The sequence below is a fragment of the Spirochaeta isovalerica genome (assembly GCF_014207565.1).
In the GTDB taxonomy this organism is placed as follows: domain Bacteria; phylum Spirochaetota; class Spirochaetia; order DSM-2461; family DSM-2461; genus Spirochaeta_F; species Spirochaeta_F isovalerica.
Map to the genome: position 1 here is coordinate 173440 of NZ_JACHGJ010000004.1, position 22679 is coordinate 196118.

21 protein-coding genes are annotated in these 22679 nt (G+C 49.8%); 1 reads left to right on the top strand and 20 read right to left on the bottom strand.

All coding sequences use genetic code 11. The features are described from left to right. Positions 1-8: 8 nt before the first annotated feature. Together HNR50_RS12185 and HNR50_RS12190 are read right to left on the bottom strand one after the other, a co-directional pair. A complete protein-coding gene (locus tag HNR50_RS12185; protein ID WP_184747050.1) occupies positions 9-1520 on the bottom strand; it encodes an LA2681 family HEPN domain-containing protein in 1512 nt (503 codons plus the stop codon). A gap of 56 nt (positions 1521-1576) precedes the next feature. Continuing rightward, positions 1577-3466 carry a putative glycoside hydrolase gene (locus HNR50_RS12190; protein ID WP_184747051.1) on the bottom strand — a complete coding sequence of 630 codons (1890 nt, stop codon included), beginning with the start codon at positions 3464-3466 and terminating at the stop codon, positions 1577-1579. 92 nt (positions 3467-3558) lie between these two features. On the opposite strand from HNR50_RS12190, the gene HNR50_RS12195 reads away from it, so the two are divergent. Next, positions 3559-4341, top strand: a complete 783-nt coding sequence (locus tag HNR50_RS12195; RefSeq protein ID WP_184747052.1) for a M15 family metallopeptidase — start codon at positions 3559-3561, stop codon at positions 4339-4341. On the opposite strand, the gene HNR50_RS12200 is transcribed toward HNR50_RS12195, so the two are convergent. The 18 genes from HNR50_RS12200 to HNR50_RS12285 all read right to left on the bottom strand — a co-directional run bounded on the left by HNR50_RS12200 (position 4324) and on the right by HNR50_RS12285 (position 22667). Then, positions 4324-6030: an ATP-binding protein gene (locus HNR50_RS12200; protein WP_184747053.1), complete on the bottom strand. Its 1707-nt coding sequence runs from the start codon at positions 6028-6030 to the stop codon at positions 4324-4326. The genes HNR50_RS12195 and HNR50_RS12200 overlap by 18 nt on opposite strands. A gap of 90 nt (positions 6031-6120) precedes the next feature. Further along, positions 6121-7176, bottom strand: a complete 1056-nt coding sequence (locus HNR50_RS12205) for a PASTA domain-containing protein (protein ID WP_184747054.1) — start codon at positions 7174-7176, stop codon at positions 6121-6123. Continuing rightward, positions 7173-8123, bottom strand: a complete 951-nt coding sequence (gene fmt / locus HNR50_RS12210; RefSeq protein ID WP_184747055.1) for a methionyl-tRNA formyltransferase — start codon at positions 8121-8123, stop codon at positions 7173-7175. The genes HNR50_RS12205 and fmt overlap by 4 nt, the downstream gene beginning before the upstream one ends. Further along, the gene (def, locus tag HNR50_RS12215) at positions 8120-8620 is read right to left on the bottom strand and encodes a peptide deformylase (protein ID WP_184747056.1); all 501 of its coding nucleotides are present in this window, start codon (positions 8618-8620) and stop codon (positions 8120-8122) included. The genes fmt and def overlap by 4 nt, the downstream gene beginning before the upstream one ends. 168 nt (positions 8621-8788) lie before the next feature. Further along, positions 8789-10150, bottom strand: a complete 1362-nt coding sequence (locus HNR50_RS12220) for a HAMP domain-containing sensor histidine kinase (RefSeq protein ID WP_184747057.1) — start codon at positions 10148-10150, stop codon at positions 8789-8791. Then, on the bottom strand, positions 10144-10821 hold the full coding sequence (locus HNR50_RS12225; protein ID WP_184747058.1) for a response regulator transcription factor: 678 nt from the start codon (positions 10819-10821) through the stop codon (positions 10144-10146). The genes HNR50_RS12220 and HNR50_RS12225 overlap by 7 nt, the downstream gene beginning before the upstream one ends. Next, positions 10818-11300, bottom strand: a complete 483-nt coding sequence (locus HNR50_RS12230) for a hypothetical protein (RefSeq protein ID WP_184747059.1) — start codon at positions 11298-11300, stop codon at positions 10818-10820. Before HNR50_RS12230 ends, HNR50_RS12225 begins: the two co-directional genes overlap by 4 nt. Before the next feature lie 44 nt (positions 11301-11344). Then, on the bottom strand, positions 11345-11770 hold the full coding sequence (locus tag HNR50_RS12235; RefSeq protein WP_184747060.1) for a hypothetical protein: 426 nt from the start codon (positions 11768-11770) through the stop codon (positions 11345-11347). A gap of 64 nt (positions 11771-11834) precedes the next feature. Continuing rightward, positions 11835-13790 carry a replication restart helicase PriA gene (gene priA, locus HNR50_RS12240; protein WP_184747061.1) on the bottom strand — a complete coding sequence of 652 codons (1956 nt, stop codon included), beginning with the start codon at positions 13788-13790 and terminating at the stop codon, positions 11835-11837. After that, a complete protein-coding gene (locus HNR50_RS12245) occupies positions 13780-14403 on the bottom strand; it encodes a uracil-DNA glycosylase family protein (RefSeq protein WP_184747062.1) in 624 nt (207 codons plus the stop codon). The genes priA and HNR50_RS12245 overlap by 11 nt, the downstream gene beginning before the upstream one ends. Further along, the gene (truA, locus tag HNR50_RS12250) at positions 14378-15145 is read right to left on the bottom strand and encodes a tRNA pseudouridine(38-40) synthase TruA (RefSeq protein WP_221439869.1); all 768 of its coding nucleotides are present in this window, start codon (positions 15143-15145) and stop codon (positions 14378-14380) included. Before truA ends, HNR50_RS12245 begins: the two co-directional genes overlap by 26 nt. Next, positions 15129-15986 (bottom strand): DUF2225 domain-containing protein, encoded by an 858-nt coding sequence (locus HNR50_RS12255; RefSeq protein ID WP_184747063.1) that lies wholly within the window; start codon positions 15984-15986, stop codon positions 15129-15131. The genes truA and HNR50_RS12255 overlap by 17 nt, the downstream gene beginning before the upstream one ends. Continuing rightward, positions 15979-16362, bottom strand: a complete 384-nt coding sequence (acpS, locus tag HNR50_RS12260) for a holo-ACP synthase (RefSeq protein WP_184747064.1) — start codon at positions 16360-16362, stop codon at positions 15979-15981. The genes HNR50_RS12255 and acpS overlap by 8 nt, the downstream gene beginning before the upstream one ends. Further along, a complete protein-coding gene (locus tag HNR50_RS12265) occupies positions 16359-17324 on the bottom strand; it encodes a CdaR family protein (RefSeq protein WP_184747065.1) in 966 nt (321 codons plus the stop codon). Before HNR50_RS12265 ends, acpS begins: the two co-directional genes overlap by 4 nt. Next, positions 17324-18115: a diadenylate cyclase CdaA gene (gene cdaA, locus HNR50_RS12270; protein WP_184747066.1), complete on the bottom strand. Its 792-nt coding sequence runs from the start codon at positions 18113-18115 to the stop codon at positions 17324-17326. The genes HNR50_RS12265 and cdaA overlap by 1 nt, the downstream gene beginning before the upstream one ends. Next, positions 18112-18933 (bottom strand): dihydropteroate synthase, encoded by an 822-nt coding sequence (gene folP / locus HNR50_RS12275; RefSeq protein ID WP_184747067.1) that lies wholly within the window; start codon positions 18931-18933, stop codon positions 18112-18114. Before folP ends, cdaA begins: the two co-directional genes overlap by 4 nt. Positions 18934-18936: 3 nt before the next feature. After that, positions 18937-20868: a DNA topoisomerase IV subunit A gene (locus HNR50_RS12280; RefSeq protein ID WP_184747068.1), complete on the bottom strand. Its 1932-nt coding sequence runs from the start codon at positions 20866-20868 to the stop codon at positions 18937-18939. Next, entirely contained in the window at positions 20868-22667 is a 1800-nt protein-coding gene (locus tag HNR50_RS12285) for a DNA topoisomerase IV subunit B (protein ID WP_184747069.1), read from the bottom strand. Before HNR50_RS12285 ends, HNR50_RS12280 begins: the two co-directional genes overlap by 1 nt. Between the last annotated feature and the right edge of the window lie 12 nt (positions 22668-22679).

Here is a 22679-nt window from a genome sequence, read left to right on the forward strand (position 1 = left end):
CTCGAAGTTTATAATAGTATAGCATCGGGTATCTCAAAAGAGTAAAGAGGGAAATTGATCCGGAATTCCGAATCATCATTTTCCTCGCTATCCAGCATCTGCATAAGAATCATAAGGACGTGGCGTACCACCTGAAATAATTCAATGGTCAGCGCTTCTCTGTCCAGATCCTCTACCGAACCCGCTTTACTAATAATATTACGGTTTCCGCTGAGGATTTCAAATAAGAGAGGGAGTTTTTCAAAACGTCCCTGATACATGTCACAGTAAATATCATACACCGCATTGAGAAGAAGATCTTTTTTTTCAATGATTTCTTTCTTCACATCTCCGTCCCGGTGCCAGATATCACGGATCCGGATATGTCCCTGTATGTTCAGCCCTGCGTAGATGTTGAGGAAAGCGGCGATGCCGTCCCAGATTCTCCAGAGAGAGAGAAAGGACTGATCGAGTAGTGATTCTTTAATATCGAGAGGCTCTTTTCCGGGGATCTCGATCATTGGAGCCATCGTGTTGACGAAGTCGATATCAAAATCGTCATAGCGGGACATAATCAGGAGGAAACGGGCGCCCACATACTCGGCCTTAAGCTGATTGTAGGCTGAAGAGAGACGGAGAAAGCGCCCCCGGTCCTCTCTGGCGATAGAAATATCCTCTTTTCTGATCACCGCATAATCCCCCGCCGCATAGTCACATTTTCTGCAGAAGTTGCATAAATTGAGATAGAGTTTGTTTTTTACACACCAGGTTATATAAAAATGTTCGAGATCGCTGGAGCTCTCGAGAGTCCAGTTGGGCAGCTCCTGCTCCTCTTCCAGATAGGCTTTCCTGTTGATGAGCTTTTGAATTCTGGTACGGCTTTTATCGAACACATCCTTCCGCATGACCGCGTCTTCCCGGTCCATAACCGTACCGATAAGATCCCAGCTTTCCTTGAGGATTTCATCGCGGCGGTCCCTGTAGAGAGAGGAAAGGCCTATCATCAGCTCCGTTTTGTTATCCAGCGCCGTTATGGAGGAAGGATCGACGGCCAGGGTGGCATTGTAGTTTTCCAGAGCTTCTTCAAAGCGCCCCAGAGTCCGGAAGCAGTTTGCCAGCCCGATATAAATATCCCGTTTCAAGTCGGGACCGATTTTTTCCGATTCCAGAGCCAGATAGTAATAGTGTTTGGCCTTCTGCAGCTCGCTTCTGGAAAATGAACTGTAATAATCGTTGTCAAAAGATTTAAGGGTCGCCATGTTGGCGTACTGATTGGCCAGGTTGTAGTAGACCAGAGCCCGATAATCGACGAGAACAATGATTTCACTGTGGTGCTCTTCAAAAAGATAGATGCCGTACCGGAGGACTTTCTCATCGCGCAGGGCGAAACCCGCATCGATGAGGATAGCGATTTTGTTGAAGAGTTCCCTGACGCTGGACACTTCTTCGTCGATGATTAAAGCCAGAGCCTCTCTGTATTTGCCCGCCGCGGTGAGCTCGTGCGCTTTTCCGAGTTTCTCTCTGAATGTCCGGTTGCCCATAGCCCCATTATAGGTAATGTTCAACGGAAAGTCACTAATTTAAATTTTAAATGACTTTACCGGAAATAGTCTGTAAAACTGTCGCTTACCATGTAATACCGGTTTGAGGCGTTCCAGAGAGAGAATCCCGAGGTGGCCGATTCCTCGGTCCCTTTGATCTGGCGGTTGAGGTACATGGTGTACTCCTCGTCCTCCATTTTCAGTTCCGGTCCCATCAGAAAAGCCTGCACATAGGGACGGATAAGGCTTCTCTGACCTGCCAGAAGAGAGGATCGACGACTCCCCTCTCTGTAAATCTCCTCGGCCCTGTCCAGATAGGAAAGATCGCTGAGGAATTCTCCCGGGAAATGGGAAGGATAGTACATGGGACTGATGACATCGACGTAATGACTGACCATTTCGATATTCTGTCCGTTCCAGTTCCCCATGCGGTACCACGAATTGAATCCGTAAAGATCGGTACTGATGGGTATATGGATTTTCTCCCTGGCCATGACCAGAAAGGATTCGAGAGCTTCGATCCTCAGCATGCCCGGTCTGGCGAAGCTGTATTGAATGGCCGATAAATCTCCGTCAGTGGGAAAGCGGATGTAATCGAACTGGATTTCATCGACGCCGAGCTCCTGCAGTTCCTCGGCGATCCCCACATTGTATTCCCAGACGAACTCCGAATAGGGATCGACCCAGAACTCCCTCTGGTCCCAGGTGATTTCCCCGGTTTCCTCATCCTCGTTTTTGAAGAGTTTCCCCCAGGTCCCCCCGGTGTTTTTATCTTTAAGGGCGTAACGGCCCTCATCATAGCGGTAGAGAACAGAGTCCTTGAATACGGGAAGCCGCGCAATAACGTAAATTCCTTTTTCATGGGCTTTCTGAAGCAATTCTTCAATGGAGAACCGGGGAGTGACGGCGCCGGTCTCCAATGCGGAGGAAAACCGGCTGTCATAGGTCAGATATCCGTCGTCATCTTTCATATCGACAATGATGGAGTTCATTTTTTTGTCGATGACGAACTGGAGGTGTTTGTCCAGTCGCTCGCCCGATGCGTGCCATGAGGATATATAGATTCCGTATTTTCCGGAAGCTTTTTCCAGTCTGAACATCTTTCCCGGATCAGGTGAGTAATCCGCCGGCAGAGGCATGTCCTTGCGCCACCACCAGTTCCTCCCGGGATTGTATACCCATGAGGCTTTGTCCGTATTGATCTGAAGGATATAGGCCGGTGAGCCCGGTGTGTCATTATCATCGGAGCGGATGAAATTCATAGATAAAGCCCGTTCTTCCTTACCGAAGGGGAGATCGATATTAATCCAGGTTCTGCGATCGGTATCGGAGAAATACAGCTCACCCGTAGGACCGCACAGATAATACAGGACGCCGTTATCGTAGGGGGAGAGGGCAACAGCTGTAATCTCTTCGTAAAATCCGGCCCCTCTGTACAGTTCCGGTATGACATCGGAAATACGGGTCCAGGTCTGCCCGGAATCGGCCGTTTCAAAAATACCGCTGAAGGACGTTCCGACAACTATGGACCGGTTGTCCAGGGGATTGAGAGCCAGAGATGTTATGTAATTTGAATACTTGAATGGGTATGAGAGAGAGACTTCGGACCAGGAATCGCCGCCGTTTTCCGAAAGGAAAAGTTCCCTTGGAGAAGAGACGAGAACCCTCCGGGGATCATTTACATCATATGTCACGGAAGTGAGCATTTTGACGCCGCTGCCCGTAAAGGGATATACCATACGGGGGGGAAGCCCCTCATTATAACCGACCCAGCTCCTGCCTCCGTCTTCGGATTTGAGAAACCCGTTTCTGAGGGAAACGCCGTAATGAAGATCCGGTCCGACTTCCTTAATGATATCGGGCCGGCTGTTTATATTTCCAGTGGCGGAGAATAGGGGGATTCCCGCCATTGCTATCAGTATGACAAAAAAGGCTGATTTTTTCATGCTCTGCTATTTTCCCTGCCCGACTGCCTCCCGTCAAGGGGCGGCGCCCTCTTTTCGTAAGATTCACAATGGAGTAAAATAATCATATGCGAATGAAAATTTTCTTTTTTTTACTGCTGAGTCTGACAGCATCGGGCTGTTTCGGAGGAGATTCGATGCTTCATCCCTCTTTTGACATGGATAAAGATCAGCTAGCCGGGCTTCTGTCCGATCAATCGGAAGAAATCCGTAATAATATTCTGGCAGCACCGGGGCGGTTTCTCGAACTGGCGGACAGCCTGCTCGACCAGCCGGAGGAGCTGTTTTATCTGGCCGATAAAAATCATGCCCTGACAAGGGATCAGGGTCCCGCTGAAACAGTCAGGCCATCGGACTACGGAATCCCGTACACAAGAAAGGAACGGGAAGTGAGTTCCCTGATTATAGAACCGTTGAAAGATCTGGTTTCCGCGGCGGCAAAAGAAAACTTAGAGATTGTTTTCGCTTCCGGATACCGCGATTATGACTATCAGGAGATGCTCTACAATCGCTATGTGTCAAATTACGGCCAGACAGAAGCGGACCGGTTTTCCGCCCGTCCCGGCACGTCGCAACACCAGTTGGGAACCGCTGTCGATCTGGGAACGATTGACGATTCCTACGCGCTGACTCCCGAAGGGAAATGGCTGGAAGCCCATGCGGGCGATTTCGGCTTCTCCCTATCCTATCCCAGGGATATGGAAGAGGTAACCGGATATATGTGGGAATGCTGGCATTACCGTTACATAACAAAAGAAGGAATTGCCATGCAGAGAGAATTCTTTCTCGATATCCAGCAATACATGATGGAGTTCTGGCATTATCACAAAGAGGATCTATCAGCTGCCAGACGGTAGGTCTATGCTGAAACGGCTTCCTTTTAGCCTTTCAGTTTTTACCGCAATCTTTCCGCCGAGCCGGGCGACGCTTTCCTTCACGGCAGCAAGGCCGACGCCCCGCCCGGATAACCCCGACATCTGATCCCGCGAAGAGAATCCGCTGCTGAACATGGTCCTCACAAGGTTCGCCTGCCCGGGGGATTCCTCTTTCTTGATGAATCCCTTTTCAACGGCAATTTCTCTGATTCTGTCGAAATCTATGCCGGAGCCGTCATCCTCAACGGTGATCCTGACTCCATTATCATTCATCTTTCCTATGACAAGAGATATCTTCCCCTTTTCCTCTTTGCCGCCGGCCAGTCTATCCTCGGGAGTTTCAATACCGTAATCAACGGCATTTCTGAGAAGGTGAATGATGGGATCTTTTATATCTCCGATTTTCTCATAATTTTCAAAATCACTGGAAAAGTGGAACTCGACCTTCTTGTTGAGTTCATCGGCATGACGGGCCATCATGATTTTCAGCGTATCAAAAAAGTGTTCCTGTTCGTTTTTACTGATCTCATAGGCTCTGCCATGTTCGGAAGAGAGGAATTCCTTAAACCTGCCGATCAGTCCCTCAACACTTTCAAACTGAATGTAGATATCGTCAATTATGATGTCGAGAGCTTCTTTCCGCGAAAAATTGCCCTCCCTGAACCCGGAGAGAATGTCCTCCAGATTGTTGCAGAGTTTTTCCACAGCTCTGAAGTCAAAATAGGCAGCTGAACATTTCATGGAACTGATGTCCCTCAGAGACTGCTCCAGAACCTGCCTGTCCTCGATTTCCTGTATGTTTTTGCGGAACCGGGAAAGCCTGGCATCGCTGTCTTCAATAAACTGTATAAATGGTCCGGGACCGGCTCTGAGTATGGCTATGATGGTATCCAGTTCAAAATCGGATCGCATATCGCTTTCATCGAGCTTCTTTTCGAGGATTCCCTCATCGGTCCTGTCGCGGAATATGATCATGAGCTGGACGAGTTCGCCGTCCTCCTCCACCTTGCGGAACGATCCGTCGACGAGAATCCGCCGGCCGTCGTCACGGGAAATCCATATATGGCAGAGAGGGTTGTCTTCATCGTCGATACTGTCGATAAGCGACGGATCGTGAAAGAGATTCAAGATGAATTTTTCCAGAACTTTTCTTTTTTCCCTCGCTTCATTCCTGTCGGGATAGAGAAAATCCGACAGATGCTGGCCGCCGATTTCCTCCCGATCAAATATCTCCCCCAGCGCCCTGGAGTGATACTTGGATATAATTTGTCCATAATCAATGAAAAGAAGACCTTCATTGATATTGAGAAGGTATTTATCGTTCTCGGCAGCTTTGATATGGCTGATCAGTTCCTCTCTCGCTGCGTTCTCTCTTTCGCTGCCGGAGTCAATTCTTCTGTTTAATCTTTCAGCCAGTTCCGAAAATTCATCTTTACCGGAAAGCGTGAAGGGATCTTCTCCGTCCGCTTCCCCTTTCATCCTGAAAATGGGCTGCAGTACAGTGAAGCGGACAATGATGCGGAAAACAATGACTGACAGCATAAGGAGAAATGCAGAAACGGCAATTCCAAGCCATAGGGGACGAATGAGAAAAGGAGCAAGCCCGGCGGCAGCTGACAGGATGAGAGGAGGAATAAACAGGACGGTTAATTTAGAAAGAAGCGATTTCATATTCAGGAACACCCCGTATTAATTATTTTACTTTGGGCGGTCCCAGTCAAATAAAAATGCTCCGGCTTTAAAACCGGAGCATTTCAGTCATTACTGGTTCGTGACTTTGTAACGGATTACCTCTTTATCCAGAATGGAGAGAATCAACTCCGTATCCACCGGAACCTTGTAGGGAATGGCGATCTTGCCACCGGGATGTTTCGTCTCGAAAATAGTTCGTCTCTCTCTCGAAGATGGAGAGAAGGACTCGAACTTCATATCCACATAAACAGGATACTCCGGGACGGAATACTCGAAGAGACCGAACACCATGCCTTCGACAGTTTCCTCTGGAGGAGCAATGGTAAAGCTGAGAACCGAACCGGTTTTAACCGACTCACCTGCCGCCGGCTCCTGCTCGATAACATTTCCGTTTCCTTCCGCTTCATAATCAACAGAGAAAACGAAGGGGATATTGGCCCTCGTCAGCCTCCTGACCACTTCGCTCCATGACATATCCATATAATCGCCGACAACCATCTCTTCACCGGGTTCACCGCGGCTGACGACGAACTCGACTTCGGTCAGACCGGAAATGGCTGTACCGGGTTCGGGATTCTGAGCGATGATTGTGCCGGGCGGTGTTGAATCATATTCATAAATAACCGGTTCCTTGATAACCAGGTTCGGTTTATAAGTCGTAAACTGGATCTGGAAGTCGACTTTGACATCATTGAGATCCATACCGATATAATCGCCGACTTTATCGACAACAGCCCCTTTACTGACCGTTATGGTCACGCGGCGTCCCGCTTTTACAACAGCTCCGGCGGGCGGGTCCTGTTTAATGATTGTACCCTTTGTCATGGGATCATCGGAATAACGGACCTGGACCCGGGGGTAAAGTTCCTTTACCTGCAGATCGATAAGGGCTTCGACAAGTTCCATCCCCTCAACATCGGGAACGGCTGTTTTCTCCTCTCCTCTTATGGAGAGAAAAAAGGTTATGGAAAAAGAGAAAAACATGACCGCAAACACGGCGATGATGATATAAAGAGCTCTTTTGAAAAACGTCGATTCCTCATCGGTTATCTGTTCCGATTTCTCATTGAGGGAATCCCCGGGAGCCTCCTTCCCTTTTAGTTTAAATAACGATTTGATATTCATGCACTGTCTCCTGAGGGGCTTTGTAATATTGATCCGACAAAATCGCGATTGCCGTTGACGAATGATTTGTAATCCATTGGTTTTTTCGACTGAAGCTGCAGACGCTTGACAGCCAGAACTCCCGACCCCGCCGCAACGAGGATTCCATCCTTCTTGCTGTAGGACAGAACGGTTCCCGGTTTTCCGGAAAGGGCATCTCCCCGATAGACTTCCGCTTCCAGTATATTGATTTTTTTATCGCCGTACCAGCTATAGGTTCCCGGCCAGGGGTCGTTAGCTCTTATATTGCGCTGGATCTGCTCCGCAGAGGCAGTCCAGTCGATCTCTCCGTCCTCTTTGCTGATCAGCCGGCAGAATGTGGCCTGTCCATCATCCTGGGGATGTCCCGCACCGGGATCAGCCATAAGGAGCTCGACAGCCTCGACCATGAGAGGCGCGCCGAGTTCCGCCACTTTTTCCGTCAGAGATCCTGTCGTCTCGCTTCCATCGAGCTTCAGTTCCGGCTGGAGGAGGATATCTCCGCTGTCCATTTTCAGGGCGAGTTTCTGGACGGTGATCCCCGTCAGAGCGTCGCCGTTTCTTATAGCTTCGTTTAAAGGAGACGGTCCTCTGTATTTCGGCAGAAGCGAAGGATGGAGGTTGATTCCCCCCAGGGGAAAGAGATCGAGAAAGTTTTTTCTGAATATTTTTCCGAATGCGATTACGGCCAGAAGATCGGGCTTGAGCGCTCTGACTTCGTCGAGAAATTCTTCATCGAGCTTTTCCGGCTGCAGGATATTAAGACCCAGTTCCCGCGCCGTTTCATAAACCGGAGAGCTGACAATCTTTCTTCCCCGGCCCGTTTCCCTATCGGGATTGGTAAGGACCGCGCAAATTTCAAATTTCTCTGCAAGTGCTTTTAAAGAGGGAACAGCTATGTCCGGTGTTCCGGCAAAAAGAATTCTCATTTCTTTTTTTGGGCCTTTTCAAGTTTCTTCAGGAGTTTTTCCCTTTTCTTTTCCGGCAGATAGTCGACAAAGAGAGTTCCGTTCAAATGATCCAGCTCATGCTGGACACAGGTTGCGAGCAACCCTTCCGCCTTAACCTTGAAAGGGCGGCCTTTTTTATTAAATGCCTGAATGACAACTCTTTCCGGACGTTCCACATCGGCATAGATTCCCGGAAAACTGAGACACCCTTCTTCGTAAACAGATGTTTCAAGAGATGTTTCAATAATTTCCGGATTGATAAAGGCCACGGGTTCGCTGCCGTCCACCGAACAGACGAAAAGCCTCTTTTCAACACCGATCTGCGGAGCTGCCAGTCCTATTCCCCTGTTCTCCACCATTGCGTCACACATGGCTTCGATCAGTTCAGCCAGTTTATCATCGAATTCGGTTATGGGTTCCGCTTTTTTCCGCAGAACGGCCAGCTCCTCATCTACACCTGCATTATATATATCCATTTTTTAAACCTCTTAATACAATCGGGACAGCCTCAGACAGATTCTTCTTTTTATGTCCAGCAGTCCAAATCGAGTTTAACAGGAATAATCCGGTCAATCGAATGGGAGATTCCTGTTTTTTCTAGACTATCATACTCATATAGAGAGGAGAAAGCAAGTATACAGAGGTTACAGAGGGATAGAGAGAGTGAAAGAACTGCCCTTTCCGGGTCTGCTGAAAACTTCAGCTTTTCCTCCGTGCAATTCAGCGATCTGACGGACAATTGACAGCCCCAGACCGCGTCCATCAACAGTACCGCTTTCGGCAAGTCGCCCGCGGTAGAACCGGTCAAAAACTCGGGATTGCTCGTCTCTTTCCAATCCCGGACCTCTGTCGCGGACAGTCAAGAGAGCATAAGAATTCTCCCGGGAAAGGGTTATCTCCACAGTTTTTCCGGTTCCGGAGTATTTAATGGCGTTTTCTATCAGATTTCCCAGAGCTTCGGTGATGCGTATACGATCCAGACTGACAGGTGGAATCCCGGCATCGGGCAGGATCAGTTTAAGACCGATTCCCGAGGCGGCCGCCTGGTTATCCCAACGGGAAACTTCAGATTCCGCCAGCTCTTCGAGAGAACAGAGTTCTTTCTGCAGGCGGTACTCTCCCGAATCGGTTTCGGCCAGCCAGTTCAGATCGTTGACAAAATTCTTCAGTTTGTCCACTTCCCTGATGATCAGAGTCGATCCTGTTTCAGGAGATGACAACCCGTCGAGGAGTCCCCGGGCTTCCAGCCTGATGACATTGAGCGGAGTGGCTATATCATGGGAAACATTCCGGATGAGATTTTTCCGGAGAGATTTCTGTTTGTTAAGAGCATCGATCATGGAGTTGAACGCCTCGGTCATACGGCCCAGTTCGCCTGAATATGATGCGGGAAGATGTGAACTTTCCCCCTTTTGAGCCAGTTTTTCTGCCGCCCTTGTCAGTTCCCGGACCGGCCTGCTTATCCATGCAGAGAGAATAGCGGCAACAATAACCGCGATGAACAGAACCAGAAGGGACTGGAAGACCCGGGTTTTAAAAACGGACAGTATGTATTCTTCAGCTTCCCTGTCCACGTAGAGAGAGCTGATATAAACGGTGAGAGTGCCGATCGGCTCACCTGTTCCGCTGTCTCTCAGGACCGAGGAATTCCCTTCGCGGAGGGGAATGTCGATTTTCTCTGTCAGAATAGAAAAGCTGTTATATACCGTTCTGCCTGAACTGTCTTTGACAATATACCGGAGATGCAGGTCGTCGTCCCCTTCGCTTCTCTGGAAGCCGGACTGACGGAAGACCTCGCTGTTGAGAAAATCCCAGCTTTTGTCTCTGCTGTAATTATCGGCGATCTGCAGCGCAGCGCTTTTCGATCGCACATCCGTCAGAAGACCGGGCATTTCATTAACCGCGGAAAAATACTCCGTAACGATGCTGACGGACATTGTCAGAATAATTATGAGAATAAAAGAGAAAAGGATCCTGGCAAACAGAGTATCGGCCTTTTTCAGCATTGGAATCTGTACCCTGCTCCGTAAACAGTTTCTATCGGACAATAGGAGTCGCTGTGAATCAGCTTTCTCAGTCTCTTGATATGCGCGTCGATAGACCGGTCGTATATATCAGGCGAACCTTCAAGAGCCTGTTCCATAAGCTGAATTCTCGTAAAGACCTGACCGGGGTGTTCCATAAATAACTTGAGAATGAGAAACTGATAATGACTCAGCGCAACAGTTTTTCCGGAAAGTCTGACGAGCTCCTTCCCGCGATCCATTTCCAGAGGACCGCATGTCAACAGGGCTTCTTCAGCTCTTGAAGATCTCCTTAAAAGCGCTTTGACCCTGGCGACAAGCTCATCCGGATCGAAAGGCTTAACCATATAATCATCCGCCCCGCCTTCCAATCCTTTCAGCTTGTCTTCCTTCGCACCTCTCGCGGTTGTCATAATGACCGGGACATCGCTTTCCTTCCTGAGGATTCGGCAGAGTTCGATTCCGTTAAGCCGCGGCAGATTGAGATCGAGAAGAATAAGATCGGGATTGGATTCTCTGGCCAGCTTGAGCCCTTCTTCACCGTTCCCGGCTTTTCCGGCGGAAAAACCCGCCCGTTCCAGGTAGACCTTAATCCATTGGGCTGTACGCGGCTCATCTTCTATAATCAGAATTTTTTTAGGGAGACTGCTCATCCGCCGCCCTTGTTCGGATTGCCCCTGTTGGAAGACTGGTCGGAAGGAGGGTCCGAAGGCTGATTTGATTGGGGAACGGAGGGAGGATTCCCATCCTGTGACAGGCTTCCCTGAAAATCCCCCGGCGAGCCGGAAGCTTTCTGCTCCTGCCTGTAGGTCATCAGTTTTCCTTCTTTGAGAAGCGAGAATTCATAGAGGGCTTCACTGGCGGACAAACGGGACTCAGCTATCCGGTCGATAAGCGATTCGAGAATCCCGTCGGTGTCCGTAAAGGGGCGGCCGAAACGGTCGCGCAACTCAGCCAGAACTGATTTACCCTCTTCCGGTGCGAGATCGCCTTTTTCGAGATCAGAAAACAGGCTCTCACAGGTAGTTTCAAGCTCCTGAAAATATTCCCGATCCCGGTCAAGTGATCCTCTGGCAGCAAGAGAGAGAAGAGGGAGAATGAAAAATATAATGATAAATCTCGCTTTTTTCATAAATATATTTCCATTATAGCACCGGAAGAAGTTCCAGACCTCAGTTATTTCTTTCCGGCCTGACCGTTTCCGGGATTTTCGCCGGCACCTTCTCCGGCAGGCTCTCCGCTACCCGAACCGTCGCGGGTCTGCAGTTTCTCTTCGGTCTGAAGCTGTTCCATTTCCCGTATTCTCTCACGGACCTGTTCGCGGGTCATATCCCCTTCCTGCAGCTGGTCAACACAGTTCTGATATTCTTTCAATTCCTGTTCATTGACCATATTCCGGCTTCTCTGGAATTCCCGGACCTGGGCCATTACCTCATCACCAGTCATTTCACCGGCTTCCATTCTATCAAGCCAAAGCTCGAACTGAGTCTGAAGCGTTTCGCCATCCACGCCTCTGGCATCGACATTCCCCCGGGCGGCAAGGTTGGTTCCCAATGTCAGCAGAAATACAGCTGTTAGAAATACATACATTTTTTTATTCATTTTAGTCTCCTTACTACAGAAGATAGAGCGGGAATAAGGCAGAAATATGACAGTTTGATTTTTTTTACAGCAAAGAAAGGGGATCAATATCTATTTCACAGTAAATGCGGGAGGGGAAGCGGCTGTTGCGATAGACCTTTTCCAGCCTGGCGTGGGTTCCGGAAAAATCCCCGCTGCGCAGAAGGATCTGAAAACGGTGATTGCCCGAGATAATCGACAGAGGGCATTCAGACGGTCCGAGGAGCTCGAAAGTCCCGCTATTCACTTTCATCAGTTCCCGGGAGAAGGAGAAAGCCGCTTCTTTTACTTCTCCCGGATTCTTACCCCGGAATACGATTCTGAACAGACGACAGAAAGGGGGAAAATCAAGCATGTGGCGCAGTTCCAGCTCCCGGCTGTAAAACTCATCAATATTACCTTCCGCCGCGTTTCTTACAGCATCGGTACCGGGTTTGAAAGTCTGGATATAGACCTTTCCGTCATCGGAAAAACGTCCCGCGCGACCGGCGACCTGGGTAATGAGGGAAAAAGTCCGCTCCGAAGCCCGGAAATCGGGAAGATTGAGTCCCGTATCGGCCAGAACGATCCCCACCAGACTGACATCGGGAAAATTCAAGCCTTTGGCAACCATCTGCGTCCCCAGAAGGATATGGGATTCTCCCTTTCTGAATGCCTTAAGCGTTTCCTGCATCACCCCTTTTTTTGAAGCGCTGTCCGTATCGAGCCGGCTGACTGTCAGATCGGGAAAAAGACGCTGGACTTCCTCCTCAATCTGTTCGGTTCCGAATCCCGAATATCCCACATCAAGCGATGAACATTCGGGACAGGTGTGCACCGGCCTCACCTTGTAGCCGCAATAATGGCAGACCATGAAATCACTGTTCTTATGATAGGTCAGAGAGACCGAGCAATTACGGCACTTCATCTCATATCCACAGCTGCGGCAGTGAAAGAAATAGGAGAACCCTCTTCTGTTGAGAAACAGAATGGTCTGTTTGCCCCGGTTATGCGTCTCCCTTATGGCGCCGATGAGCTCGGGGGACAGGACTCCTTTCTTATCCTTCATATCGATAACGGTGATTTCCGGCAATCCTCCGCCGGCCAGCCTCTTCGTCAGAGTCAGCTTTTTAATCACCTTTTTTTCCATGAGATGCCAGGCTTCCACCGAAGGAGTGGCGCTACCCATAATCAGAGACGCGCCGGAGGTTCGGCACCGCTTCATGGCGACCTGCCGACCGTGATAGCGGGGCGTCGAACCGGATTTGTAGGAGTTTTCGTGTTCCTCATCAATAATGATCAGCCCGGGATTTTTCACGGGAGCGAATACGGCACTTCTGGCCCCGATAACCAGCAGGGCTTCGCCGCTCTGGATTCTCCGCCATTCTTTGAGTTTCTGCGATGGAGTCAGATGGGAATGCAATACGGCGCTTCCGCAATCAAAACGCCCCCTGATGACATCGACCAGCTGGTGGGTAAGGGATATTTCCGGTACCAGATATATGACAGACTCGCCGCGATCAATGGCTTCGCGGGCCGCCTGAAGAAACACTTCCGTTTTCCCGGAACCGGTTATGCCGTATAAATAGTAAAACCCGCCTTTCTCTTTCCGGATTTCCTCCAGTGCGACGGTCTGCTCCTCGGAAAGCCGCATGTCCCCGGAGGCATCGACGGGATCATCAAGACCTAAAGCGGGAATGTCTCTCTCCTGACGGCCGCCGGGCAGCATGACGGCAAGTGCTTCGCCAAGAGAACAGAGAGACAGAGAAGCCAGCCACCGGGCCAGTTCCAGCAGGTCCTCATCAAAAAGAGGTTCGCCGTCAACGACTTTCTCGATTTCCTTCAGCTCGAATCCCGAAGGGGCGGCTTCCGGCAGGCCGATCACCCAGCCGGTCAGTTTGCGCCTTCCGAAAGGAGCGGTTATCCGGCAACCGATCTTCACTTCTCCGTCTCCGGTCCACTTATAGGAGAAACTCTGGTTGACCGGTGTGTTAAAGGCGACCTCGACGATCTTATCTTCCAACAAGCGCACCTTTGAGTTGTTTCAGGCTTTCCCAGACGGGCCGCTTCAATTTTCCGTTTATGAGAACGTCTGAAGGATGATATGTTCTGAATAGGGGAATGTCCCCCGTTCTGCCGGCAAGAGAGCCTTCTTCATCGAGGCCCAGCTGGAGAACGGCGATCGGCTCCACCGCTTTCAGGGTTCTCTCGAAATAGGGAAGGCAGGCTCCGAGGGCCTCGCTTCCGGGTTTCGCGGGATCTTTAACGGGACAGGAGACCCGGGCGATAACGGCGCAATCCCGTTCCAGTTCGAGATCGATAGCTTCCAGCCATTTGGAGAGAAAAAGATTCTCGTCGGCAGTAAAATGCCGCCCTTCCTCTGCAAGCGCCCGGGGAAGAGATCTGTTGACAATAAGCAGCTTTTTTTTCTCTCCTGAAGGATAGGGGGCCCGCAGCTCATTGTGCTCATGGAGGGAGCAGGCCCTGCACTCCCCGGGGTCCTTCGGAAGATCCACTTTCAGCTGCAATTTAAAGTGGGGAATCTCTCCCTTTTCAACGGAGAAACCGCCGTTCATATAATCCTCGAAATCATCGAGGATTTTCCAGTATTCAGTAAAGATCTGTCTCTGATTCATACAACACCCTATGTAAAAATAAGCCTCTTGCCGGAGCTGTCGGCCCTGCGGAATTCCTGTCTTTTGAAGCGAGGAGTTCCGCCATCGCCGCCCCGTCTTCGCCGGCTTCCGCCAGCTGCAGAATGGTTCCGGTCAGAGAGCGGACCATCCTCCAGAGAAAAGCGTTGCCGGCTATGCGGAAAACAATAAAATTTCCTTCGGGATAGAAAGAAGCGCTGGAAATATGGCGGACTTTCGATTCGTTTTCATCTTTAACTGCGGCAAAAGTCGTAAAATCATGGACGCCCACCAGCGGCGCGGCAAGACGGTTAAGCTGCCGGATGTCAAATTTCCCCCTGGTAAGATAACAATAATTCCTCAAGTGGGCATGACCCGCATCGCTGTGGAGCAGGTAATACTTGTATATTCTGAGCCTTGCATCGTACCGGGCGTGAAATTCATCGTCCACCTGAAAACTTTTCATGATGCGGATATCTTTGGGCAGATGAGAATTCACGGCCTCGCGGAACTTCTGGGGAGGAATGGAAGCGAGGTCACTGTGGAAATTGGCAACCTGGCACGTGGCATGGACACCCGAATCAGTCCTGCCCGATCCGATGAGCGGTGTTTCCTTCCGGTGAAGGGCTTTCAGGGCTTTTTCGATTTCCCCCTGTACCGTTCTCCCTTTGCTCTGAATCTGCCAGCCCTGAAAATCGGTGCCATCGTATGAAATGTCGATCCGGATATTACGGGTTGTTTTCAAGCTTCTTAATTTCCTCTTTAATTTTCCCGTGCAGTTCTATGGCGTTCTCCACGAGAGTGGACGGTTTTGATTTGGATGATTTCCTCATTCCTACAATACGTGAAACTACGGTCATGGAGTTTTTCAATCTCTGCAGGCGGACCTGAACATTTTCTCTCGGGCCGTAATAAAACTCGAGAAGACCGGCGAGGTACATCACCCCGTCGAAACCGTAGTTATTGTCGATATCAGGTCCGAAATTGCCGATTGTTTCAACCGATTCTTTTCCCGTCTGTTCATTCTCTACTACCTGGCGATAGAAAAACGAAGCCTTCCGGTAGAAGATTCTGGCAAGATAGTCGAAATTCTCTCCCGGCTCCTCCTCTTCCTGATGACGGCAGAGCCAGGCGGCACGCAAAGTGCACATGGCCTGTTTGAAAGTCGGAGTAAATTCGGCAGGAAAAGAATCATAGGTGATCATGGCCAGTATATAGGAGGCTATGCCCTCTTTCAATCCTCTGTTCTGAGTAAAGTCGATGCCGGGGAAAAGCTTTTCCACACTCCCCTTTCTGTCATTCCGGGTCGATTGGAGGCGGGTGACTGTTGCGTTCTCCATCTCCAGAAAATCTTTTTCGAATGCGGCTGTAAAACATTCGGGACAAACAGCCACGGGATACAGCAGAGGATATACCTTGCCGAATTTCTGTGTCGGTTCATAGAGGCGGTGCATCTCGAGTGTCAGCTGCCCCGCGTTCATCCGCCCTCCCCCCGAAAGGAGATTCTCCCGGTAGAATTCGGTTCCGCAAACCGGACAGACCGTTTTGTTTTTTGCGAAGAATGAAATTTTGGGATTTTCAGCCATTGTCCACCTCAATTATTACCTGAGCTACAGCCAGACCAGCTTCATGGGACAGAGAGAGATGCACGACAGGATTTTTCCCGCAGGCCTCGACCCGTCTTTGTACCTCACTGCCGAGACGAAAACCGGGTTTTCCTTTTTCATCTCTCAAAACGGTTATTTCTTTAAGGGGGAGACCGTCAAAACCCGAGCCCAATGCTTTGCAAAGGGCTTCTTTGGCGGCGTATCCGGCGGCGAGAGAGTTCACTGCGCCTTTCCCCCGGGAGCGGATATAAGCCATCTCTTCAGGAGCAAAATATTTGTCCGTAAAGCCGCTGTCATTTATCCATTTTTCAAAACGGCGGATCTCCGCCAAATCAATTCCCGTTCCGAATATCACTGGCCGGCTCCATCGGTTTCCGAAATATTTATAACGCTTATCTCTACTCTGGTCGGAGAGTAACTGAGCACCGTCAGATCATCGGGAACTTCAACCATGACCGGAAGTGTGTACTTTCCGGGCAGCCTGATACGTGAGCAATCTACCGTGAATTGAAGGTTCTGCAGTTTGACTCTGTCCATCCTCTGCTGGGTACCCTGGATCTGAATCGTCGCATCGGGCAGCAGCTCGTTGATGAGGAGATTATCGGCCAGATCGACAACGACGATATCGATATCGGAGATGGCCCGGATCAGAATCTTTTCGGAAATAAAACCGGAAAACTCAATGACATCGCCGGCCAGAAAGGAAATGTCATCGCTGACGTGTATCAATCTCGACCGGACGGAGAAATCCTCATATCGACCCATGAGGTCAATATCCTCCGTGGGGATAAACTGCAGATCCTCGACCTGTGACCGCGGCCCCGTAACGGTAACCTGTGAAGGTGTTACGAGATACTGCTCCATCTCATATCCCGCCAGGGGAAAACCACTCAGTTTGGGCTGGACCGGAATGGATCGCGTCAGCTTCTTCTCCAGATGGGTGCGGGCGTTTATGGGGTCCACATTTATTTCCAGGTTTTTGACATTGAGAGCCGAACCGGATTTACGGATCAGAATAGGAGCCTGGAATTCCCCTTCGATTGTCCGGGATTTCAGGTCGATATACACTTCGATATCCTCTTCCAGCACGGAATAAATCTCCTCCTGGTTTCCCCGTATGCGGACCCTCACTTTTTCGACCGTATTATCTACGGCGACATAATTCTCATTGATCAGAACCTGGAGAGGGAGTGTGAAAAACCGCTCTTCCAGCGTATTGATCCGATAGAGAGCGAAGAGAACGATCGCAGCAAAAAGACTGAGTACTTTTACAGGCCAGTTATCGACCAGGTGAAGAAAAAAGGAACGTTTCAACATTATACGGTCTGCTCCTCCTTGATCTCATCGGAAAACTGGAGGAGTTTTTTCAATTCCCGCCGGATATCATCTGTCTCCAGATCATAATAGATCGTTCCGTCATAAGCCAGGGATTTGGCACCCGTCTCTTCGGAAAGGATCAGGACGACGGCATCAGATTCCGAAGCCATTCCCAATCCGGCGCGATGCCGCGTTCCCAGGCTTTTCTGAAGATCCGGTTCGTTGGCCAGAGGCAGAAAACAGCCCGCCGCGACGATTTTCCCCCCGGCAATAATGACCGCACCGTCGTGGAGAGCCGTATCGTGGGAAAAAATGGACGTGATAAGGTTCGTTGTCAGGTCGCCATTGATTTTAGTCCCTGTATCGGCAATATGCTTGAGACCGACTTTCCGGGAGAAAATAATCAAAGCCCCTCTCTTCATTTTTGAAAGGATTTCCACGGCGTTGAGAACCGATTCCACAAGAAAGGGCTTCGACCGGGACTGAAGAGTGAACAGGTCCCCCTGCCCTATTGATGTGAATATTTTTCTCAATTCGGGCTGGAAGACGATGGCCAGACCGATGACGATTCCGGGAGCCAGCATCTGCAGTATCCAGAGCATGGTATTCAGCTGGAGAAAATAGGCGACAGCGTAAATGAGAAGGATGATAACAGCCCCTTTGATAAGCTGGATCGCCCGCGTCTCTTCGAGTATGCTGTAAGTTTTATAAATTATGACCGCCAGAAGCAGAATATCGAGGAGCGGCCGGATTATCTCCCGAATGACTGAAATGTCGGTAAACCAGTTCATAGAAGGGCCTTTAACATTTTAAGGGCGTCGACTGTCTCGGGTACGTCGTGAACCCTGAGAATGTCGGCTCCTTCCATTGCCGAAAAGAGATTGGCGGAAAGAGTCCCTGCCATACGGTCAGCCGCGTCGCGACCGGTAATATGTCCGATAAACCGTTTTCTCGACAGGCCGATCAGCAGAGGAAAACCGGATTTTTTCAGTTCTTGTATTCCCTTGATAAGATCGAGATTATCTTCCGGGCGCTTTCCGAAACCTATGCCCGGATCGAGAATGATGTTTTCCCTGTCTATACCCGCGGAAAGAGCCCTTTCGACCGCTTCGGACAGGGATTTTTTTACCGCCGCCACCGCATCTTCGTAAAAAGGGTCATTCTGCATGGTTTCCGGAGTCCCCTTCATGTGCATGAGGATTACAGGCAGTTTCTGTTCCGCCGCGAACGCGCCCAGTTCGGGATCGTCGGCCAGTGCTGAAATATCATTGACAATGTCTGCTCCCGCCGTCACGGCAGCCCGGGCGACGACAGCTTTGCGCGTATCTATGGAAATGAGAATGTCTGATTCGGACCGGATGGCTTTGATTACGGGAACGACGCGTCTGAGTTCCTCCTCGGCTGATACGTAAGCGGAACCTGGGCGGCTTGACTCGCCGCCGATATCGAGAATATGCGCACCTTCGCGGATCATCATCCTCGCTGCAGCCAGAGCATCCTCAACAACCTGTTTCCGGCTTCCCTCGTAAAAGGAGTCGGGCGTGCAGTTGATAATGCCCATGACAAGAGGCGCTTCTTCCCTGATCAGTTCAGCTAGAGTTTTTCCCATACCTTAACTGTTCTCTATTGTCGACGTTTTTACAAACTTGGCCGAAGTAAATTCTTTCGCTTTCAGCCTCACGCCTCTGGCTTTTACACCTTTCACGAGATATTTCTCAACGGGAAAGGTATCGCCGAGAGAACGCATGAGGCTCTGCTGTTTAAAATCCACTACGGCAGAGACATCCTCTTTGGTCGTGAATTTGATCAATTCACCCTCTTCCGGTATCAGTTCATAGGTTTTGTTCATGATGAACTGGGTAATTTTACAGCGCTTGATATAGGGGAATTCGTTCTCTTTATTGCGGTAAACCATGGTAAAGACCGTGCTCTCCATCGTTTCCTTATCGGCCAGTCCGGCGTAGAGCATCCCCTTGCCGATAAATGTCTTGTCGGGAACGTTCATGGCCATATAGGTGGCATCTTTTTTAATGACGATGACTTTGTCATAAATGGACGCGTCGAAAAGAACCTTTCCGTTTGAAACATCATATCCGAGATACCCGGTTTCCTTGTTGTATTTCACTTTCAGATTCTTCTGTGCGGCGTCGCGGATATCCACTTTTTCAAAAGACTCGATTTCCGCTCTTCTGACGAAGCGTTCGCCGTCGCTTTCCAGAATGCCCTTGAGGAATCCGATTCCGTATTCCGTCAGATTGGCCAGATGGTACTTGATCTCTTTGAGCCGGGCCAGGATCTCCTCGATCTCTTTCTTCATCTTGTTGATATCGTAGAGAGAGATTCTTCTGATGGGGATCTTCAGCAGACGTTCGATATCCTCTTCGGTAATCTCCCTTTTTATCTCATTCAGGAATGGTTCGAAACCCGTCCGGACAGCCAGGTAAACAGCCTCTTTGGATTTCATCTCCTCGATTCTCTTATAGATTCTCTCTTCGATGAAAATCCTTTCCAGGGTTCTCGCATGGAGCCGGTCGCGAAGCTGTCCCTCCTCCAGTTTCAGTTCTTTTTTCAGAACGACGAGAAGCTGCTTGGCATGGTATTCGACGACCTCTGTCACTGTCATGATGACAGGCGTGTTGTCCCTGATAACCAGGAGATTGGTGGAGATGGAAACCTCACAGTCCGTAAAAGCGTAAAGCCCGTCTATCACTTCATCGGCATGAATCCCACGGGGAAGCTTGATCTCGATCTCCACTTCTTCCGTCGTATAGTCGTTGATAGCGCCTATCTTGATCTTGTTTTTGCGGGCCGCCGCTTCGATAGAGGCGATAAGCGACTCCGTATTGGTTCCGAAGGGGATCTCCCGGATTATGATTGTCTTCTGATCTTTGGTTGTCTCTATTTTGGCCCGGGACAGGACTTTTCCGTTTCCGTCCTTATACTCCGAAACGTCACAGTAGCCTCCCGTGACGAAATCGGGGTAGAGCTTGAACTCACGGCCTTCGAGACAGGCGATTTCCGCTTCCAGAACCTCAACTAGGTTATGGGGAAGAATCTTGGTCGCCATACCGACGGCGATACCTTCGGCACCGAGAATGATGACCAGAGGGATTTTAGCGGGGAAAGTGACCGGCTCGTTCCGCCTGCCGTCGTAGGACGGCTCGAATTCGGTTATCTGCGGATTGTAGAGAACCTTCTTCGTAAAAGGGAGAAGACGGCATTCGATGTACCTGGCTGCCGATGCGGGGTCTCCTGTGAAAACGTTTCCGAAGTTCCCCTGCTTATCAATAAACAGATCTTTGTTGGCCAGATTGACCAGTGCCGAATAAATGGACGCGTCCCCATGGGGATGGTACTGCATACAATGGCCCACGATGTTGGCGACCTTGTTGAATTTGCCGTCGTCCGTATCGATAAGCGACTGGATGATCCTCCGCTGAACAGGCTTGAAACCATCGTCGATATGGGGGATCGCCCTGTCCTTGATAACGTAGGATGCATATTCTATAAAGTTCTCTTCAAATAATTTCTGTACGTAAGCCATTATACGAGGTTCTCCATGATGTAATCTCTTCTGTCAGGTGTGTTTTTCCCCATGAAGAACTCGAGCGTTTCGGGAATGCTCTTGATCGTCTTCACATTGACCGGAACGAGACGGATATTCTCCCCGATAAACTGACCGAATTCCTTGGGCGAAATCTCACCCAGCCCTTTGAACCGGGTGACTTCCGGCGATGAAATCTCTGCCATAGCGATATCCCGTTCTTTTTCGCTGTAGCAGTAACGGGTCTCCTTCTTGTTCCTCACCCTGAAGAGCGGCGTTTCCAGAATGTGAATATGTCCGGCGATAACCAGTTCCTCAAAATAATTGAGGAAGAAAGTCAGCAGCAGATTCCGGATGTGAAAGCCGTCGTTATCCGCATCGGTCGCCACGACGATCTTCTCATATCTGAGATTTTCAATATCGTTCTCGATGCCGAGTGCCATCATCAGATTGTAGAGCTCTTCATTCTTATAGATTTCCGTCCGGCGCTTTCCGTAGGAGTTCCAGGGCTTACCGCGGAGCGAATATATGGCCTGATTGTAAACGTCCCGGCAGGAAACCATGGAGCCGGTCGCCGACTGTCCCTCAGTGATGAAGATGGTCGATTCCTTGCCCTTCTCCCCATCGGTCAGGTGGTTTTTGCAGTCCTTCAGTTTGGGAATTTTCAGGCTGATCTTTCTGGCGGCGGCTTTCGCTTCCTTCTTGACCGTATTCAGCTCTTTTCTCAACTTCTCATTGTTGATGATTTTCTCTTCCAGAGCCTTGGCCGCGTCCTCGTTCTTGTGAAGAAAGTCCGACACTCCGGCTTTTACTTCGTTAACGATCCAGCTCCGGATATCGGTGTTGCCCAACTTGTTCTTTGTCTGGCTTTCGAATACGGGATCTTTCAGCTTAATGGCAATGGCGCCGGTCATACCCTCGCGCACATCCATCCCGCTGTAGTTCTTCTTGTAGTACTCGTTGACCCCTTTAAGAAATCCCTCGCGGAAAGCGCTTAAATGGGTTCCTCCGTCGGAAGTGAACTGCCCGTTGACAAAGGAGAAATGATTCTCCCCGTAATTGAGCGTATGGGTAAAGGAAAACTCGACCTGCTCTCCGGCGAAGTAACCGATCTCATAAACGATATCCTCGCCGACTTCCGCTTCCAGAAGATCGTAGAGCCCCCGTTTGGATTCGAATTTCTGTTTATTGTAGTAAAGCCTGAGATTTCTGTTGAGGCAGGCATAGTTCCACATTCTCTGTTCGATAAACTCGTCGACAAAGGCATAATCGCCGAATATTTCCGAATCGGGGATAAACTCGATCAGAGTACCGTCGGAAACACCCTCGCATTTTCCCTTCCTCTCCTTGATGAGCTTTCCCCGTTCAAACCTCGCTTCCGTAAACTGGCCATCGCGGTGAGAGCGGACGAGGAACTCCGAAGAGAGAGCGTTGACGGCTTTCGTACCGACACCGTTCAAGCCGACTGAGAACTGGAAAACATCATCGTTGTATTTCCCCCCCGTATTGATAACGGATACACATTCCACCAGCTTCCCGAGAGGTATCCCCCTTCCGTAGTCGCGGACCCTGACGCGATTCTCTTCAATGGTCGTTTCGATCTTTTTTCCGACGCCCATGATAAACTCGTCAACCGAGTTGTCAATGACCTCTTTCAGAAGAATGTATATCCCGTCATCGGGATTGGATCCGTCCCCGAGACGGCCGATATACATACCGGACCTGAGGCGGATATGCTCAAGAGAACTGAGCGTTTTGATTTTACTTTCGTCGTAGATAACCTGATTCTTCTGTTCCATAGGGATAAATAA

What these genes read in the sequence shown, in the direction of transcription:
- HNR50_RS12185 (WP_184747050.1), bottom strand. Translation starts at nt 1,520, where the DNA reads ATGGGCAACCGGACATTCAGAGAGAAACTCGGAAAAGCGCACGAGCTC.
- HNR50_RS12190 (WP_184747051.1), bottom strand. Translation starts at nt 3,466, where the DNA reads ATGAAAAAATCAGCCTTTTTTGTCATACTGATAGCAATGGCGGGAATC.
- HNR50_RS12195 (WP_184747052.1), top strand. Translation starts at nt 3,559, where the DNA reads ATGAAAATTTTCTTTTTTTTACTGCTGAGTCTGACAGCATCGGGCTGT.
- HNR50_RS12200 (WP_184747053.1), bottom strand. Translation starts at nt 6,030, where the DNA reads ATGAAATCGCTTCTTTCTAAATTAACCGTCCTGTTTATTCCTCCTCTC.
- HNR50_RS12205 (WP_184747054.1), bottom strand. Translation starts at nt 7,176, where the DNA reads ATGAATATCAAATCGTTATTTAAACTAAAAGGGAAGGAGGCTCCCGGG.
- fmt (WP_184747055.1), bottom strand. Translation starts at nt 8,123, where the DNA reads ATGAGAATTCTTTTTGCCGGAACACCGGACATAGCTGTTCCCTCTTTA.
- def (WP_184747056.1), bottom strand. Translation starts at nt 8,620, where the DNA reads ATGGATATATATAATGCAGGTGTAGATGAGGAGCTGGCCGTTCTGCGG.
- HNR50_RS12220 (WP_184747057.1), bottom strand. Translation starts at nt 10,150, where the DNA reads ATGCTGAAAAAGGCCGATACTCTGTTTGCCAGGATCCTTTTCTCTTTT.
- HNR50_RS12225 (WP_184747058.1), bottom strand. Translation starts at nt 10,821, where the DNA reads ATGAGCAGTCTCCCTAAAAAAATTCTGATTATAGAAGATGAGCCGCGT.
- HNR50_RS12230 (WP_184747059.1), bottom strand. Translation starts at nt 11,300, where the DNA reads ATGAAAAAAGCGAGATTTATCATTATATTTTTCATTCTCCCTCTTCTC.
- HNR50_RS12235 (WP_184747060.1), bottom strand. Translation starts at nt 11,770, where the DNA reads ATGAATAAAAAAATGTATGTATTTCTAACAGCTGTATTTCTGCTGACA.
- HNR50_RS12245 (WP_184747062.1), bottom strand. Translation starts at nt 14,403, where the DNA reads ATGAATCAGAGACAGATCTTTACTGAATACTGGAAAATCCTCGATGAT.
- HNR50_RS12255 (WP_184747063.1), bottom strand. Translation starts at nt 15,986, where the DNA reads ATGGCTGAAAATCCCAAAATTTCATTCTTCGCAAAAAACAAAACGGTC.
- HNR50_RS12265 (WP_184747065.1), bottom strand. Translation starts at nt 17,324, where the DNA reads ATGTTGAAACGTTCCTTTTTTCTTCACCTGGTCGATAACTGGCCTGTA.
- cdaA (WP_184747066.1), bottom strand. Translation starts at nt 18,115, where the DNA reads ATGAACTGGTTTACCGACATTTCAGTCATTCGGGAGATAATCCGGCCG.
- folP (WP_184747067.1), bottom strand. Translation starts at nt 18,933, where the DNA reads ATGGGAAAAACTCTAGCTGAACTGATCAGGGAAGAAGCGCCTCTTGTC.
- HNR50_RS12280 (WP_184747068.1), bottom strand. Translation starts at nt 20,868, where the DNA reads ATGGCTTACGTACAGAAATTATTTGAAGAGAACTTTATAGAATATGCA.
- HNR50_RS12285 (WP_184747069.1), bottom strand. Translation starts at nt 22,667, where the DNA reads ATGGAACAGAAGAATCAGGTTATCTACGACGAAAGTAAAATCAAAACG.